Below are 13,126 nucleotides of genomic sequence, written 5' to 3'. Positions count from 1 at the left end.
CGGGTGGGACGCCGGAAACATCGTTGAGAGGTGACATATCAATATTTCCAACTGTCGGTCGAAACGCTACCAACTCTGTGACCAGTTCGGCCCGATTCGGGCGGCCGGGTGAGCCGCTGGTACGCGGCTCGCGGAATCGGGAAGATTAATCGGGCCGGCCCCCCGCAGGGAGAGTATGACAGGGTTCTCTCGACGAGTCGAGCAGGTTTCGATCTCCGGCATCCGCGAGGTGTTCGAGGCGGCGGGCGAGGACGCAATCAACCTCGGACTCGGTCAGCCGGATTTCCCGACGCCGGACCACGCCCGTGAGGCGGCGGTCGAGGCCATTCGAAGCGGCGAGGTCGATGCCTACACGTCGAACAAGGGGACCGAGACCCTTCGCGAGGCCATCGCGGCCAAACACGCTCGGGACAACGACCTCGACGTGGATCCGGAAGATATCATCGCCACGTCGGGCGGCAGCGAAGCGCTCCACATCGCGCTGGAGGCTCACGTCGACGAGGGCGAGGAAGTCATCTTCCCCGACCCCGGATTCGTCTCCTACGACGCGCTCACGCACCTCGCAGGCGGGACGCCGAAGCCGGTCCCGCTGCGCGAGGACCTGACGATGGCCCCCGAAACGGTCGAGGATGCCATCACGGCGGACACGGCGGCGTTCGTCGTGAACTCGCCGGCCAACCCGACGGGTGCGGTGCAGTCGCCGGAAGATATGCGGGAGTTCGCCCGCATCGCCGACGAGCACGACGTGCTCTGTGTCTCCGACGAGGTGTACGAACACCAGGTGTTCGAGGGCGAGCACCGCTCGCCGGCGGAGTTCAGCGAGTCGGGGAACGTCGTCGTGGTCAACGCCTGCTCGAAGGCGTACTCGATGACGGGCTGGCGACTCGGCTGGGTCACCGGCGCGAACGACCGCATCGAGCGGATGCTGCGCGTCCACCAGTACGCCCAGGCCTGCGCCTCGGCTCCGGCGCAGTACGCCGCGGAGGCGGCGCTTTCTGGCCCGCAGGACCCCGTCACGGAGATGCGCGAGGCGTTCGAGGAGCGACGCGACGTGCTGCTCGACGGCCTCGACGACATGGGACTCGACTGTCCCACACCGAAGGGCGCGTTCTACGCAATGCCGAAGGTCCCCGAGGGATGGGTCGACGAGGTCATCGACCGCGGCGTCGTCGTCGTCCCCGGCGAGGCCTTCGGAGAACACGGTGCGGGCTACGCTCGCATCTCCTACGCGACGGACATGGAGACGCTGAAGGAGGCCATCGAGATCATGGCCGAGGCGACCGACGCGCTGCGCTGAGCCCGGAACGGAGCCGCTTGACCCACTGTCGGTCCGCCGACACTGGACCCGAATTTGGAACAGTCTCGGAAGGGAGTGCGAAGAACGGTTATGTCGGTCGCTGCCCTGTCTCCGACAATCCACCGTGTCACATGCGAACGAAACCGGATCCGGGCTGTTCGGCGGGGAGAGACAGGACTATAAAACGGGCCGACGCAGTTCTCGGGAGGACAGTGGGATGGAGAAAGCGCTCTGGTATCTGCTGACGGCGACGCGCGGCGGCGCCAACCGAGCGCGCATCATCGACGCACTCTCGGATCGACCGATGAACGCGAACGAACTCGCCGACGAACTCGACGTGGGCTACAAGACGATCCGCCACCACATGGAACAGCTAGAAGAGCACGGCGTGGTCGAGTCCGGCGACGAGAACTACGCCAAACTGTACTTCCTGACCGACCGCTTCGACAACTACCGCGACACGTTCGAAGAGATCGTGGAGAAGATGGACGAATGACCGGGCGAGCGCGACACGCCGTGACGACGGCCGGCCACACCAACTCCGGCAACTGGGAGGTGCGCCGCTGATGGCGATGGGACCGCTCATCACCGCTGCGGCCGCCCTCGCGGCCGTCAACGTCCTCCTGTTGCTCCCGCTGGTGGGCGTCTGGGTGCGCAACTACGCGACGTTTCGGACGGGGCTGGTCGCCGGCCTGCTCGCGTTCGCCGTCGCCATGCTCGCCGAAAACGCCGTCGCCGTCTACTTCTTCTTCTCGATGCAGAGCTTCTACGCCGGCGACCCGCACGTCCAGCAGGCCGTCCTCGTCCTCCGGGCGCTGCAGTTCGTCGCCATCGCCGTCCTGAGCTACGCGACGCTACGGTGACTGCCGAAAGGTAATACCGCTCCGGCCCGTATTTGCCGGTGGATGAAACACCTCGCTCCGTCGAACGTCCCGGTGTACGCGACGCGCGAGCAACAGCGTGCGATCTGGGTGCGCTGTCGGGACCGGGGCCAACCGGTGCTGGCGGTCCGCGAGGCCCGGCGCGGCTACATCGTCCGGTACGATCTCCAGCATCTGGAGTACGAACTGTCCGACGCGACGGTCCAGGAACTGCGCGACCGGGTCCGGTCGCGTCGCCCGTACCCCACCACGACGGACCCCATCTCCGAGACCGAGAGCGTCGGCGGCGAGGCCGGCCCGGTCTCCGGCGAACTCCACGCCCACACCGAAGACGCCGCCCGGGAACTGGCCTCGCACATCTCGGGCTTCGTGCTGGACCGCTCGAACTGGCGGTGACGGCGGGCCCCGGGGCTACGTCCGGGTCGCCGGAAGTACCCAACCAACGCGGACGAGTCTTTTTGCCACACCCGTCCGTTCGTTCGGCATGGCAGTCAGCCGACACGACACGGGCGCGCTCGCGACCGGCCGGGCGCTGGCCTCGCAGGTCCACCCGGTGTTCATGCTGCCGCCGCTTGCCACCTCGCTGTTCGGCGGCCTCCTCTCTGGCGGATTCTGGCCGCCCGTGGCCGCGCTCCACGCGGGGGCGATGTTCTTCGCCGTCTACACCGCCCACGTCAAGGACGGCTACGTCGACTTCCACGTCCGCGGCGAGGACGACGACCACCCGCTGACCGGCGGCGGCTGTCGCCTCGCGCTGGCCGGTGCGGGCGTCGGCTTCGCTACCTGTACGGCCGGGCTCTGGCTGCTCGTCGGCACGGGCGCGGCGCTGGTGACGCTCCCCACGTGGGCCATCGGCTACACGCACGCGCCGCAACTGGACACGAATCCGGTCGGCGCGACGATGGGCTACCCGACCGGCATCGCGCTGTCGCTGCTCGGCGGCTACTACGCGCAAGCGACGACGCTGACGCCGCGGGCGGTCGGGCTGGCCGCCGTGTTCCTCGTCCTGCTGACCGGGGTCAAGATCATCGACGACGAGCAGGACTACGACTACGACCGCTCCATCGAGAAGCGGACGGTCGCCGTCGTGCTGGGGCGGCGGCGCGCGCGCCGGTTCGCGCTCGGCCTGTTCGCAGTCGGACTCCTCGGCGTCGTCGCCCTGGCCGGTGCCCTCCCGGGGGTTCCGCCCAGCGCCGCGGCGGCCGCAATCGCGTTCGGTGCCGTCGCGGCGCTCGCCCGGCGGGCCGACCCCCAGACGGCGACGATGCTGCTGATACGCGGGTCCTATCTCCTGCTGGCCGTCCTCGTTGCGGCCGTCTGGTTCCGGCCACTGGGGTAGGCTCCGGAGGGCAACTCCGCGACGCCCGCCTCGCCACTGTTTTCCGCCAACCGGCCCTTGGCCCCACAATGACCTCCGTCGCCGACCACCGCCGCCTCTCGACCGCACCGCCGGCCGCGACCAGGGACTACTTCGCGCCAGAACTGCGGTCGATCCAGGGGTATCTGGACGGGGTCCCCGACACTGTCGAGGCGGGGACCGGGGACGCCGCCTACGGCCCAATCCATTCGCTCCCGTGGCTCTACGTCGCCGACCTGACGGGGTGGCGCGGCGGGTCGCTCGCACGGCTCCTGGCCGACGAGCGCGGCTGTCCCTGCTACGAGCTCTCCGCGATGGCCGGTGACGCGGTCCCGGCGCTGTGGGAGATCGTCGACGAAAGCGGCGACGGCCCCGTCGTCCTCCACCTCGAACTGCGCAGCGAGGGCGGCCCGGTCTCGCGGACGCTCCGGGAGGCCGTCCGCCGCGGATACGCACACTCCCCCGACGGCTGGGATCGGCCGGTCCGGGGCGAGCCGTCGAATCTCCACGTCGTGTTCACGGACACTACCCCATCGAAGCGGCTGTCAGCCCCCCTGCCCGCCGCGACGACGCCGTTGACCGGTGCGGTTCTCTCGTACGCGCCGCGACCTGGGATGGTCCCGGAACTGCCAGACGCGACGACGCTGCTCGACGAGCCGCCAAGGCTCCAGGCCCGTGAGTCCGAACTCGAAGGGTTCCTGCGGTCGGCGCTGGACGAATACGGCGACGACGAAGTGAGGGCGCAGTTCGTCGACCGCGCCGTCGAAATCCTCTCGATCACGCACTCGGCCATCGGCAAGCACGACCTGCTGTTCGACGTGTCGCCGCGCGTCGCCCTGAAGTACGGCAGTCTGCTCGACCGACTCTCGGTCGCCGAGGCCCTGGACCGGCTCGGGCGGGACGTGCTCGGCCAGGTCCCCCAGAGCCCCGGCAGCGAGGATCTCCGGCGGACACTGCGGGATCTGCTGTCGGAATAATGCCGATACGGGTCCGGATCTCAGACGCACTGGGCGTCCAGTTTCCGGCGGAGTTCGACGCTGGTTCCAGCTCCCGTCGCAGTGACGGTGACAGTGATGGCCGTCGCAGTGGTCGCGTTCGCGCAGGAGACTGTGGCCAAAATGGACGCTCGCTCACCGCTTCCGAGCGAATCCGGCGCGGCCACCGATGTGAGGGTCAGTCGACGGTCGGCAGCGGCCTCAGTCGCCGTCGTGCCGATTTCGATCGGACTGTCGAATCTGTTCGAGACGGTAGCGAGCGTGACGTTCGCCGACGAATTACGCTCGACAGCGACCGGCCGCGTTTGGATCCCGACGAGCGCCTCTTCGTCGTCGACGACGGCGACGCGTACCTCTCGTTCGGCCGATACCGCAGAGTATGCCCCCGTCTGAGCGACGAGGGCGGTCGACGCGGAGAGTGCCGCAAGCGCTAGGGTCACCTGCCAGAGGTTCACCGCCGGTTCACCTCCGGGGGTTCCTCTGTACTGCCGAGTCTGAGACGAGAGTAGTTCAGGAACGTGTGAACGCCGGCAGAGAGCAGCAGTGCCACCGAGACGGCCATCGCAAGCGACACGCCGGAAAGCGGCCACAGATTCCCCCACGAAACCACCGAGAGCGCGACCGCGACACCGCCAAGCCCCATGTAATAGAGGCTCCACGGGATGTCGGCCCCCGGAACTACGTCCAGGTACACCTGCAGACCGGCGACTCGGTCGTCGAGTTCGACCGTCTCTCGGATCGAGTCGTACCGCACAAACCCGGCATCGTCCATCTTCGGCAGATGATGCTGATGGAGCGCCGTCTTCACTCGCTTGGTCTCCGCCGAGGTGAGCTCTGGAATCGGCTTCTCGTTCTCCCAGGCGGACACACGCTCGGCGAGCTCCCTGAGATAGACCTCCCGTTGCTGTTGCTTCAGATAGTGAAAGACGTACCGTCGCCGCGTATTGCTCAGCACTTCGAATACCTGTTCCTCCGTCAGCCCTCGGTTTCCGTCCTGTCCACCACGTGCCCGAGACGAGTCTAATAGTGCCTCACTCATACGATGATGTCCACCACTCCGCAACCGCACCGTCCCCTCGTATCCCAGAGATATAGTTAGCCAAGTTACACCTCAATATAATTCAAAACTATCAATAGTGATGTTCCCGCTATTTGGAGGGCATGGCTGGTAAGGCCTGATTAGTCCGGCATAGAATCTCTTTGCGCACACCAATCATCGATTCCAGCGGCGAAATCCCCCTTTGCGCTGTGGTCCCTGTGTATACCAAAGACATGGCACGGCGTGGCATTCTACGTGCGCCCTCGCCGTGGTGTCGGTCTCGGGACCTGTCGCTCGGGCGTGCACGGAGAACCTACGACCATGCAACGACGCAAATTCCTCGTCGGAATGGGATCGCTCGCCGCCGGTTCGGCGGCCGCAATGGGTACTGGTGCGTTTTCGTTCGTCGAGGCAGAACGGGGTGTCTCCGTGCAGACCACCGGCGACAACTCGGCGTACCTGAAACTCGACGGCGACGGCGACTACGTCACCGACAACAACGGCAAATTGGTCATCGACCTCGGAGGACCGTCAAACAACGGCAACGGAGGCTCTGCGTTCAACTACGACGCCGTGACTCGGGCACAAGGCGTCGTCATCATCACCAATCAGGGTCCGAACACGCTGACCGCCTCTGTTCAGGGTGACGGCGGGAACGTCCAGCGAGTTTCAGACGTAGCTAACGTCGACCTGAGCGACGGCGAAGGCATCTACGTCGCCGTCCGCAGTCCGACCATGGGAGCCGGTGAAACCGCAGTGCTAGATGTCGCTGTCGTCGAAGAACCTGGTGACGGCGATAGCGAAATCGGTGGCGGTGCTGGTGGGACCCTCACGATCACCGCGAACTGAACCCATGAACGACTCGTCACACAGTTTCTGAGTCACCCATCCCGAACAGCGGCTTGATGGAATGGCCTTCGCGCCGGTGGACTGACACGGTCAATCTCGACTCGGCGGTGACCACCTGACTCACGACCGCTGCCCCGGCGCACCTCCAACCCCATTCGCACCCTCGATGCCTGGCGCCCGATACTTTGCCAGTAATACCGTCTTACTTACTGCAATCTCCCTTTGCAGCACGCAGTCCTTGATTCTGGTCAGCCAGGATGCCTTTGCAATGCTGTCGCTGTGTATACACAAAGGGTGGGAATCACATGCATAGGACGAGCGCACCCCCGATGGAATGTCGGCGACGCGACTGGTCGAGTGGGTGTGCACGGAGAATACGACAATGCAACGACGCAAATTCCTGGTCGGTATGGGATCGCTCGCCGCCGGTTCGGCGGCTGCAATGGGTACTGGGGCGTTTTCAACCGCGAGTGCGGACCGTGCTATGGATGTGAATGTGAGTAATGACCAAAATGCGTATCTTAAGTTGGGGGGTGATCCAGACTATACGAGCTACACTAATGGTACGTTACAGATAGATCTTCAAGGCAACAATCAAAATGGGAGTGGACTCAATGGTGGTGCAACAACGGAATTCGCTGACTTAATATCTGTAACGAACCAAGGAACGGAAAATATCCTGCTCTGGCTGAATCTTAATGACCTCAACAGCTTAATTGGTCCAGACCCTTCCACCTCCGACGGGCAATATGTAACCGCTTATCTCTCAATGGACAACGTCGGAGCAGGCATGGATGGTGGAGGTGGTACGTCTAGCACTAAAGGTACCAGTGGTAACCCTGGTCAGTGGGGCGTCTTCGTCGCCCCCGGACATACTGCCAATATTGCTCTAGGTTTCTACAATATCCCTGAAGACGATATTGGGAGCATCTATGAAGCTGATATTGGACTAAATGCAGCTTCGGATGATTCTGAGATATTCAAAGATGTAGTTTCTAATTATACGTTCCCCGAAAATGGATCACCCACAGTCGATTTCATCAATTAATTAGATATTTTAATATACTATATTTAGTCAATATAAACAACCATGTTGGTCGTTTCTTTTGAATCGAGATTGTTTGAGGCAACACTATTTTTAATTATGGTTTCTGGTATAATACTAGTTTCGGGCCAACTCCTCGGCCAACCCGTCCTCCTCGGATTCGTCACCTCCGGCAGCATGGAACCCACACTCGACGAAGGCGACGGCTTCGTTGCTATTCCGACAGCCATAACCGACGCCCCGGAGACGGGAGATGTGATAGTCTTCCGCGCCGAGGAGATCCAGGGCGGCGGCCTCACTACCCATCGAATCGTCGAAGAAACCGACCGCGGCTACATCACGAAAGGCGACGCCAATCCATTCACCGACCAGGACGGCGGAGAGCCACCAGTCAAAGACGAACAGATCGTCGCCGTCGCCTGGCAACCGGGCGGCGAGGTGCTGGCGATACCCGGTGTTGGGGCCGTCGTCACCGGGACCCAGCGCGTCTTGCGGACGGTCCAGGGCACGCTCGCCTCGGCTCTTGGCACCCGATCACTGCTGGGCGTGCATGGACTCGGTTATCTCCTGTTCGCGCTGTCGGTCCTGTTCTACGCCGTCGACGCCTGGCGCGATAGCGGCCGCGAGCGGACCTCACGTGACTACACGAGGCAGTCAGGGACCAGCGCTCGTCTGCTCGTCGCCGCCTTCACAATCATCCTCGTCCTCGGCGCGACGGCGGCGATGGTCGTCCCGGCCGGGCCCACAGAGTTCGGTATCGTCAGCGCCGAGAGCGACTCGCCGGGCCAGCGCGTCATCGAGCAGGGGACGACCGAGTCGACGACCTATCCGGTCGGCAACGGCGGCCTCCTCCCGGTCGTGGTCTTTCTCGACCCCGGAGACGAGAACGTCGACGTCCAGCCACGCGAACTCAGGGTCGGACCGCGGTCCGTCGAGAACGCCACGCTCGCGCTCTCTGCCCCGCCAGAGACGGGCTACTACCGCTACTACGTCACCCAACACCGCTACCTCGCGCTATTGCCCCAGGAACACATTCGCGGACTTTACCAACTCCATCCCTGGGCACCCATCGTCGTCATCGATGCAATGGTGGGTGTGCCGTTCTATCTCGTCGGTGTATCGCTGGTCGGTCGCGGTCGAGTGCGCGACCGGTCGCGGAACGGAGGCCCCTCGCTGTTGGCTCGCTTCCGGTGATCGGCCGGTCGCAGTCTCCCGTTACTCTCCCGGATCCGATATATTCCGAGTATAACAAAACGGGGCGATGTCGCCTTACATCTCATGGGACACATGTGGCTCAGGGTTCGAGCGGTGCTCGACGACTGGTTCGCGGTCGCAGTCGTGGCGCTGCTCCTCGTGTCGCTCGCTGGGGGGTGGCTGACGTACGTCGGTCACGTCGACCCCGGGACGACGACGGAGCGCGAGACGGTGTCGGCGTGGGAGACGAACGGGACGTTCACCCACGCGGCAGTCGTCTCGGAGGAGAACCCGGTGTACGACGTGGGGACGAAACTGCGAGGAGAGTCACTCTACATCGAATCCATCGCGCCGGTCGTCAACGGGAGCTTCGTGTTCCGGTACGCTGCGAGCGAGAGCGGAGCGATCGACATCCGTATCGATCAGCGTTTCCGGAAACGGAAGGTCGTCGAACGAGGAGCCGAGACGGTGACCGTCTGGGACGCGACCGAACCGCTCGGCAACCGGTCGGTCGCCGGCGTCGCACCAGACTCGCAGGTCCAAGTGCCATTCACGGTGAACGTGACGGAGGAGCGCAACGAGTCACGGCGAATCGACGATCGCCTCGACAATCCGGGGGGCGAACTCCGAGTGGCCGTGGTCACCGCAGTGACGCTCTCGGGCAGGGTGAACGGGCACTCGGTCGAACAGACCGTCACGTACGCGATGCCCGTCGAGTTCGACGGCGGGACCTACAGCCTCAACGCGACGGCGGCGACGGAACGCCACGAGCGCACGCGGGTGGTCGAAGTGCCGCGAGAGCCCGGCGCAGTGCAGCGGGCGGGCGGCCCAGCAGTGCTCGGCGTCGGACTGCTCGGACTCGTGGGACTACTCGTCTCGCGGAAGCGAAACGACCTCTCGCTGACCGAGACCGAGCGTGCTCGCCTCGCGTTCGAGAGCGACCGGGAGACCTTCGAAGAGTGGATCCACACGTTCACTCTGCCGGCGGCGGCCGAGGACCGACCTCGCGTCGAGGCGGCGACGCTCGGCGATCTGGTCGACTTCGCTATCGACACGGACAACAGCGTCCTCGCCGATCCCGACGGCGATCGGTTCGTCGTACTCCACGACGGACACTGTTACGTGTACGAACCGCCGAGGACCGAAGCCACGCCTCAAAAGACGGACGAGCGGGCGGCCGGCGATGGCGAGGGAATCGTCGAACGACTCCAATCGCTCGGTGACCGCACCGACGCCGCCGACCCCGAACCGACCGACGAAGACAGGGTGTGAAGGACCGACCACGTTCGTCGACACCCCGTGGCCCATCGGGTAGGAGCCGCCACCGCTCGCTCTGCAGGCTCAGTTCGCGTCGCTGACGATCTTCACGACAGCCCCCTCCGCCAGTTCCGTCTCGTCGCTGATTCGCATCCCCTTTCGGGCGTCGACGGCGTGGATGTAGCCGTCGCCGATGTCCGAGTGGACGGCGTACGCGAGGTCCGTCGGGGTCGCGCCGCGGCGGAGCAAGACGGCGTCGGGAAGGACGTTCTCCTGGCCGTCGGTCCACTTCGACTCGTTCTGGACCGGGTAGGCGGTGATGCGGTCGAGCAGGTCGTAGACGGCGGTGTCCATCGCCCCCTGGACGCCCGTGCCGCCCCACTCGGTCATGGCCTCGCGGATGCGGTCGAGTCCCTCCCGTTGCTGGTCGCTCACGTCGCCGACGACCTCGAAGTCGGGGTCGCCGGGGTCGTAGTCGACGACGCCCGCCTTCGCCGCGTTCCGGAGCGCGAGTTCGCCGTCGGCGGTCGCGGGCACGACGTGGTCGGCGGCCTCCCGGAGCCGTTCGACGTTGCCCTCGGGCGCGATGTCGACCTTGTTCGCGACGACGACGAGGGGCTTGGTCCGCCGGCGGATCTCGCTCGCGAGCGCCTCGCGGTGCTCGTCCTCCCAGGCGATTGGGTCCTCGGGGTAGTCGAGGTCCCGGAGGGTGCGGGCCACGTCGAGTTCGGTCGCGCCGACGCCGGCCAGCAGGTTGACGAGCGCCTCGTCGATGTCGAAGTCGGGCGAGCGCGACTGGCGCTCGATGGACTCCCAGTTGCGGTCGACGATGCTCGCGAGCCAGAGGTCCATCTCCTCCTCGACGAAGTGCACGTCCTCGACGGGGTCGTGGGTGCCGACCTCGACGGGTTCGCCCTCGGCATCGGTGCCGCCGGAGGCGTCGACGACGTTCAGAATTACGTCGGCGTTCGTGAGTTCGTCGAGGAACTGGTTCCCGAGGCCGCGGCCCTCGTGGGCGCCGGGGACGAGGCCGGCCACGTCGATGAGTTCGACCGGGACGTAGCGCTTGCCGTCGCGGCAGTTGTCGTCGCCGCAGCGCTCCTCCAAGTCGAGACAGGGGCAGTCGGTGCGGACGTGGCTGACCCCGCGGTTGGCGTCGATGGTCGTGAACGGGTAGTTCCCCACGTCCACGTCGGCCATCGTCGCCGCCTTGTAGAAGGTGGACTTGCCGGCGTTTGGCTTGCCGGCCAGCGCGATAGAGAGCATGCCACCACGTACCAGTGAGCGGGGAAAGGGGGTTTCGGTTCGGAGGTCGGCGAGTCGCATCCGACCGGGCCTAGAACGAGCCCCGGTCCAGCGTGTCGAGGTGCGCCACCGTCCCGCGGTGAGCGTCGTCGTCGAAGGACTCGACGCGGGCGAGGACGCGACAGCCGACGAGGTCCCGCGACCCGTCGACGAACGACAGGCGCGTCTCGCCGACGAGGGCGTACAGGTCGTCGGCGTCCTCGTCGTAGTCCGTGACGTACACCTCGATCTCCTCCCCCGCCTCGAAGGAAGGCGTCGTCGTTCGAAACGTCGCCCCGGCGAGGAACTGACTGAGAATGCTCATACGCGGCTCACCTCGTCGGAGCGCCGGTCGGTGGTGTACTCCAGCCCGAAGCCGGTCAGCGCCGACAGCAGGAACACGAAGAACAGCAGCCAGCCGTGGAAGACGAACGGCCAGACCTGTATCGGGTTGACTATCATCGCCTCGGTGAACCACTCGTACTGTTCGGGCAAGCCCTGCATCGTCGCGAAGCCGACGAGGACGCCGCCGGCCCACGGGAAGATGTAGCCGAGCGCCGAGGTGTTCGCGTCGAGGATGTTCGCCCGCCGGTAGCCGTTGATGTTGTATTTCTGGCCGATTCGGGCGATGTAGGGCGCGATGGCGATCTCGGCGGCGGTGTTGATGGTGATCATGGAGTTGACGAAGGCGGTGCCGACCACCATCGTCGTCTCGGCGCTGCGGACGCCCGTGGCGACGTTGTCGAGCAGCCAGTCCTGGATGGCGGCGAAGCCCCCGCCGCGGATCATGATCTCCGAACCGGCGATGATGAGCAACACGAGCACGATGAGCGGGAAGAACCCGGCCGCGCCGCTGTACAGCGACCCCGTCACGCCGGCGTTGCCCGGTTCGACGATTTCGACGACGGGGAGGCCGGCGACGGCACCGGCCACGACCGAGGTGTCGGGGACGCGAAACAGGAGCACCGCGCTCAGCGGGGCGAGCCCGAAGACGAGGTTGAACGCGACGGCCACGACCAGGCCCCAGGAGACCGCTTCGACGATGTGTCGCCCCATCACGGCGGTCACGATGACGACGAGCATGGAGAGGAGGTGGACCAGACCAGCGGGCTCGCTGTTCTCGATGAACAGGTCCTGGGCCTGCTGGGAGATGTCGAGGCCGGGCATCGCGCCGCCGGCGACGACGTACGCGGCGAACGCGAAGACGGCGGCGACGATGGCGTACTTGAACCGCGAGGCGACGACGCCGCCGATGTCGGCGTCCTGGGTCACCGCGCTCACGATGGTGGTGTCGCTCACCGGTGCGAGGTTGTCGCCGAAGACGGCCCCCGAGAGGATGGAACCGAACAGGAGGACCGGGTTCGCGCCGAGCAGGATGCCGGCCGGGAAGAACAGCGCCGTGAACGCCACCGTCGTCCCGTAGCCCGTGCCGATGCCCGTCGCGAGCAGCGCGGCGAGGATGAACGTGACCGCCGGGAACAGCGCCGGTCCGACCGCGGCCGCGTCGGCCGCCCAGACCAGTCCGCCGACGAAGCCGCCGGCCTGGAGCGTGTTCGCGAACATTCCCGCCCAGAGCCAGGCGACGACGGCCGTCGCGGCGACGCGCTTTGTCATCCCGTCGAAGATGGTGTTGGCGTAGTCGGTCCAGTCGCCTTTCACGAAGAACATCCCGACGATGAGCGAGACGAGCATGCCGGCGACCAGCCCCGTCGTGTCGCCGATCCTGAACAGGCCGCTCTGGACGATGGCCCACAGGACGAACAGCGCGATGGGGAGGACGCTCGTCCAGCGCCCGCCGTAGAACTCGATGCGATCCACGTCCGGTCCCGAGAGTGCGTCGACCTCGGGCGACTCGTCGGAGGGTGTGTCTGCCATGTGTTATGACACCTAACAGAGGTCATGACAGAGAGTAGCACAATAACCATTTC

General features: G+C 65.4%; 15 protein-coding genes. 10 read left to right on the top strand and 5 right to left on the bottom strand.

What is annotated here, in order from left to right:
* Positions 1 to 175: 175 nt before the first annotated feature.
* The 6 genes from ACOZ4I_RS04995 to ACOZ4I_RS04970 all read left to right on the top strand — a co-directional run bounded on the left by ACOZ4I_RS04995 (position 176) and on the right by ACOZ4I_RS04970 (position 4,512).
* Entirely contained in the window at positions 176 to 1,297 is a 1,122-nt protein-coding gene (locus ACOZ4I_RS04995; protein ID WP_424003641.1) for a pyridoxal phosphate-dependent aminotransferase, read from the top strand.
* Between the two features lie 217 nt (positions 1,298 to 1,514).
* Positions 1,515 to 1,793 (top strand): ArsR/SmtB family transcription factor, encoded by a 279-nt coding sequence (locus ACOZ4I_RS04990; protein ID WP_424003638.1) that lies wholly within the window; start codon positions 1,515 to 1,517, stop codon positions 1,791 to 1,793.
* Positions 1,794 to 1,863: 70 nt separating this feature from the next.
* On the top strand, positions 1,864 to 2,160 hold the full coding sequence (locus ACOZ4I_RS04985; protein WP_162411806.1) for a hypothetical protein: 297 nt from the start codon (positions 1,864 to 1,866) through the stop codon (positions 2,158 to 2,160).
* A 42-nt stretch (positions 2,161 to 2,202) separates the two neighbouring features.
* On the top strand, positions 2,203 to 2,574 hold the full coding sequence (locus tag ACOZ4I_RS04980) for a hypothetical protein (RefSeq protein WP_424003636.1): 372 nt from the start codon (positions 2,203 to 2,205) through the stop codon (positions 2,572 to 2,574).
* A gap of 88 nt (positions 2,575 to 2,662) precedes the next feature.
* Positions 2,663 to 3,517 carry a UbiA family prenyltransferase gene (locus tag ACOZ4I_RS04975; protein ID WP_424003634.1) on the top strand — a complete coding sequence of 285 codons (855 nt, stop codon included), beginning with the start codon at positions 2,663 to 2,665 and terminating at the stop codon, positions 3,515 to 3,517.
* 68 nt (positions 3,518 to 3,585) lie between these two features.
* Positions 3,586 to 4,512, top strand: a complete 927-nt coding sequence (locus ACOZ4I_RS04970) for a hypothetical protein (RefSeq protein WP_424003632.1) — start codon at positions 3,586 to 3,588, stop codon at positions 4,510 to 4,512.
* Between the two features lie 20 nt (positions 4,513 to 4,532).
* On the opposite strand, the gene ACOZ4I_RS04965 is transcribed toward ACOZ4I_RS04970, so the two are convergent.
* Together ACOZ4I_RS04965 and ACOZ4I_RS04960 are read right to left on the bottom strand one after the other, a co-directional pair.
* Positions 4,533 to 4,985, bottom strand: coding sequence for a hypothetical protein (locus ACOZ4I_RS04965; protein ID WP_424003630.1), 453 nt, complete (start codon positions 4,983 to 4,985; stop codon positions 4,533 to 4,535).
* Positions 4,982 to 5,569, bottom strand: a complete 588-nt coding sequence (locus ACOZ4I_RS04960; protein WP_424003628.1) for a DUF7344 domain-containing protein — start codon at positions 5,567 to 5,569, stop codon at positions 4,982 to 4,984. Before ACOZ4I_RS04960 ends, ACOZ4I_RS04965 begins: the two co-directional genes overlap by 4 nt.
* Before the next feature lie 321 nt (positions 5,570 to 5,890).
* Between ACOZ4I_RS04960 and ACOZ4I_RS04955 the strand changes: the two genes are divergently transcribed.
* The 4 genes from ACOZ4I_RS04955 (at position 5,891) to ACOZ4I_RS04940 (ending at position 9,929) form a co-directional block, all read left to right on the top strand.
* A complete protein-coding gene (locus ACOZ4I_RS04955; protein WP_424003626.1) occupies positions 5,891 to 6,418 on the top strand; it encodes a DUF1102 domain-containing protein in 528 nt (175 codons plus the stop codon).
* A gap of 382 nt (positions 6,419 to 6,800) precedes the next feature.
* The gene (locus ACOZ4I_RS04950; protein WP_424003624.1) at positions 6,801 to 7,466 is read left to right on the top strand and encodes a hypothetical protein; all 666 of its coding nucleotides are present in this window, start codon (positions 6,801 to 6,803) and stop codon (positions 7,464 to 7,466) included.
* Between the two features lie 42 nt (positions 7,467 to 7,508).
* A complete protein-coding gene (locus ACOZ4I_RS04945; RefSeq protein ID WP_424003622.1) occupies positions 7,509 to 8,657 on the top strand; it encodes a signal peptidase I in 1,149 nt (382 codons plus the stop codon).
* 84 nt (positions 8,658 to 8,741) lie between these two features.
* A complete protein-coding gene (locus ACOZ4I_RS04940) occupies positions 8,742 to 9,929 on the top strand; it encodes a DUF5305 domain-containing protein (protein ID WP_424003620.1) in 1,188 nt (395 codons plus the stop codon).
* 69 nt (positions 9,930 to 9,998) lie between these two features.
* Here ACOZ4I_RS04940 and ACOZ4I_RS04935 read toward each other — a convergent pair whose 3' ends face one another.
* The 3 genes from ACOZ4I_RS04935 to ACOZ4I_RS04925 form a co-directional block, all read right to left on the bottom strand.
* On the bottom strand, positions 9,999 to 11,180 hold the full coding sequence (locus ACOZ4I_RS04935; RefSeq protein ID WP_424003618.1) for a redox-regulated ATPase YchF: 1,182 nt from the start codon (positions 11,178 to 11,180) through the stop codon (positions 9,999 to 10,001).
* Positions 11,181 to 11,250: 70 nt separating this feature from the next.
* Entirely contained in the window at positions 11,251 to 11,523 is a 273-nt protein-coding gene (locus ACOZ4I_RS04930) for a DUF7513 family protein (RefSeq protein ID WP_424003616.1), read from the bottom strand.
* Positions 11,520 to 13,073, bottom strand: coding sequence for a Na+/H+ antiporter NhaC family protein (locus ACOZ4I_RS04925; protein ID WP_424003614.1), 1,554 nt, complete (start codon positions 13,071 to 13,073; stop codon positions 11,520 to 11,522). Before ACOZ4I_RS04925 ends, ACOZ4I_RS04930 begins: the two co-directional genes overlap by 4 nt.
* Positions 13,074 to 13,126: the final 53 nt, after the last annotated feature.

The sequence above is a fragment of the Haloarcula salina genome (genome assembly GCF_049603855.1).
GTDB lineage: Archaea > Halobacteriota > Halobacteria > Halobacteriales > Haloarculaceae > Haloarcula > Haloarcula salina_A.
This window is presented reverse-complemented; position numbering and strand designations above follow the sequence as displayed.

Coding starts and splice junctions, on each gene's coding strand:
- ACOZ4I_RS04940 (WP_424003620.1), top strand. CDS start 8,742: ATGGGACACATGTGGCTCAGGGTTCGAGCGGTGCTCGACGACTGGTTC.
- ACOZ4I_RS04995 (WP_424003641.1), top strand. CDS start 176: ATGACAGGGTTCTCTCGACGAGTCGAGCAGGTTTCGATCTCCGGCATC.
- ACOZ4I_RS04975 (WP_424003634.1), top strand. CDS start 2,663: ATGGCAGTCAGCCGACACGACACGGGCGCGCTCGCGACCGGCCGGGCG.
- ACOZ4I_RS04990 (WP_424003638.1), top strand. CDS start 1,515: ATGGAGAAAGCGCTCTGGTATCTGCTGACGGCGACGCGCGGCGGCGCC.
- ACOZ4I_RS04970 (WP_424003632.1), top strand. CDS start 3,586: ATGACCTCCGTCGCCGACCACCGCCGCCTCTCGACCGCACCGCCGGCC.
- ACOZ4I_RS04930 (WP_424003616.1), bottom strand. CDS start 11,523: ATGAGCATTCTCAGTCAGTTCCTCGCCGGGGCGACGTTTCGAACGACG.
- ACOZ4I_RS04985 (WP_162411806.1), top strand. CDS start 1,864: ATGGCGATGGGACCGCTCATCACCGCTGCGGCCGCCCTCGCGGCCGTC.
- ACOZ4I_RS04980 (WP_424003636.1), top strand. CDS start 2,203: ATGAAACACCTCGCTCCGTCGAACGTCCCGGTGTACGCGACGCGCGAG.
- ACOZ4I_RS04950 (WP_424003624.1), top strand. CDS start 6,801: ATGCAACGACGCAAATTCCTGGTCGGTATGGGATCGCTCGCCGCCGGT.
- ACOZ4I_RS04935 (WP_424003618.1), bottom strand. CDS start 11,180: ATGCTCTCTATCGCGCTGGCCGGCAAGCCAAACGCCGGCAAGTCCACC.
- ACOZ4I_RS04955 (WP_424003626.1), top strand. CDS start 5,891: ATGCAACGACGCAAATTCCTCGTCGGAATGGGATCGCTCGCCGCCGGT.
- ACOZ4I_RS04945 (WP_424003622.1), top strand. CDS start 7,509: ATGTTGGTCGTTTCTTTTGAATCGAGATTGTTTGAGGCAACACTATTT.
- ACOZ4I_RS04960 (WP_424003628.1), bottom strand. CDS start 5,569: ATGAGTGAGGCACTATTAGACTCGTCTCGGGCACGTGGTGGACAGGAC.
- ACOZ4I_RS04925 (WP_424003614.1), bottom strand. CDS start 13,073: ATGGCAGACACACCCTCCGACGAGTCGCCCGAGGTCGACGCACTCTCG.